General features: G+C 73.3%; 2 protein-coding genes and 1 rRNA gene. All 3 read right to left on the minus strand.

All coding sequences use genetic code 11. The features are described 5' to 3' along the window. Window positions 1–146: 146 nt before the first annotated feature. Window positions 147–914, minus strand: coding sequence for a tetratricopeptide repeat protein (locus tag ACZ5CW_RS41170; protein WP_468610963.1), 768 nt, complete (start codon window positions 912–914; stop codon window positions 147–149). Further along, complete coding sequence (locus ACZ5CW_RS41175; RefSeq protein ID WP_468610965.1) at window positions 806–2,098, minus strand: hypothetical protein; 1,293 nt, start codon at window positions 2,096–2,098, stop codon at window positions 806–808. Before ACZ5CW_RS41175 ends, ACZ5CW_RS41170 begins: the two co-directional genes overlap by 109 nt. Window positions 2,099–2,160: 62 nt before the next feature. Continuing rightward, window positions 2,161–2,252 (minus strand): 5S ribosomal RNA (rrf, locus tag ACZ5CW_RS41180); the annotation flags it as partial.

Below are 2,252 nucleotides of genomic sequence, written 5' to 3' on the forward strand. Positions count from 1 at the left end.
CGAACTGGCCCGCCAAGGCGTCACCATGCCCCGCAAATCAACCTCCTTCGGCCCGAAACCAGCCTCAGGCCTGGTACTACGCACACTGGAGAACTAAGAAAGAGGGCAGACCCCGTCGGGGTCTGCCCTCTTCTCATCGACCGGCGTCAGTCCTTGTCGCCGTCCTCCTGGGAGGCGTCCGCGGACTCACCCTCGCCCTCGGCCGCACTCTCGTTCTCGCCCTCGCTCCCGCTCTCGTCGAGGGCGTCGACGAACTCCACGCCGTCCAGCTCGGCGAGCCGGTCGGACGCGTCCGTGCTGCCGTCCCGGTCGGCCTCGACGGCCTTCGCGAACCACTCCCGCGCCTCGCGCTCCCGGCCCGCGGCCAGCAGGGCGTCGGCGTAGGCGTACCGCAGGCGCGCGGTCCACGGCTGTACGGCGTTGGAGGCCAGCTCGGGGCTCTGCAGGGTCACGATGGCCGCGTCCAGCTGCTCCATGTCCCGCCGGGCACCGGCGGCGACGAGCCGCATCTCGACCTGCCCGGCCCTGTCCAGCTTCTGCACCTCGGGGGCGCCGGCCATGTCCAGCGCCTTCTCCGGCCGGCCGAGCCCGCGCTCGCAGTCGGCCATCACCGGCCACAGGTCCACGGTGCCGGTCATCCGCCGGGCGGCCCGGAACTCGGCGAGGGCCTCGCTGTACTTCTGGCTCGCGTACGCGGCGAAGCCGGCGGCCTCGCGTACGGCGGCCACGCGGGACGCCAGGCGCAGGGCCACCCTGGAGTAGCCGTACGCGCCCTCGGGGTCCTCGTCGATGAGCCGGGCGACCATCACCAGGTTCTTGGCGACGTCTTCCGCGAGGGTTTTGGGCAGGCTCTGCAGCTCCTGCCGGACGTCCTTGTCGATCTCCTCGCCGGTGACGTCCTCCGGGATCGGCAGCCGCTTGATCGGCTCGCGGTCGCGGTCGCGCTCGTCACGGAAGCGGCCACCGCCACGGCGGTCGTCCCGCCCGTCCCGTCCGTCACGCCCACGGAAGCCACCGGGGCGCCCGCCACGGTCGTCCCGACGGGGGCCACGGCCGCCGCGGTCGTCGCGACCCCGGAAGCCGCCGCGCTCACCGCGCTCACCGCGGTCGTCCCGGGGACGGAAGCCGCCCCGGTCGTCGCCGCGCCGGTCGTCACGGCGGTCGTCGCGCCGGTCGTCACGGCGGTAGGAGGGGCGGTCGCCGCCGCGGTCGTCGCGCCGGAAACCGCGGTCCCCACGGTCGTCACGGCGGTCATCGCGGCGGTCGTCGCGCCGGTCGTCACGGCGGTCGTCGCGCCGGTCGTCACGGCGGTATCCGCCGCGGTCGCCACGGTCGCGGTCGTCACGCTGGTAGCCGGGACGCGAACCCCGGTCGCCCTCGCGGCGGTAACCGCCACGGCTGTCATCACGCCGATCGTCACGGCGGTCATCCCGGCGGTCGTCGCGACGGTAGGAGGGGCGGTCGCCACCGCGCTCGCCACGGTCACCGCGGTCACGGTCGTCACGACGCTCGTCGCGGCGGCCGAACCCACCACGGTGGTCGTCACGCCGGCCATAGCCACCACGGTCGTCGTCGCGACGGTAGGAGGGGCGGTCGCCGCCGCGGTCGTCGCGCCGGAAACCGCGGTCCCCACGGTCGTCACGGCGGTCGTCACGGCGGTCATCGCGGCGGTCATCGCGCCGGTATCCGCCGCGGTCGCCACCGCGGTCGCCCCGGTCGCGGTCGTCACGCTGGTAGCCGGGACGCGAACCCCGGTCGCCCTCGCGGCGGTAACCGCCACGGCTGTCATCACGCCGATCGTCACGGCGGTCATCCCGGCGGTCGTCGCGACGGTAGGAGGGGCGGTCGCCGCCGCGCTCGCCACGGTCACCGCGGTCACGGTCGTCACGACGGTCGTCGCGGCGGCCGAACCCACCACGGTGGTCGTCACGCCGGCCATAGCCACCACGGTCGTTGTCGCGACGGAAGCCGCCGCGGTCGCCGCGGTAGCCGCCGCGGTCACCCCGGTCACCACTGTCCCGTCGCCGCTGGTCGCGCTCCGGTCGGTCGTCGGGAGAGTTGGTGGACATGGTGACTCCTGTCTTCGGTACACAAGCATTGTAAAAACGAAAGGACCCCTGGTCCCAGCTGAACGCTGGGACCAGGGGTCCTCCAAAGATTGTTCGGCGGCGTCCTACTCTCCCACAGGGTCCCCCCTGCAGTACCATCGGCGCTGTGAGGCTTAGCTTCCGGGTTCGGAATGTAACCGGGCG

The organism is Streptomyces sp. NPDC031379, assembly GCF_055569615.1.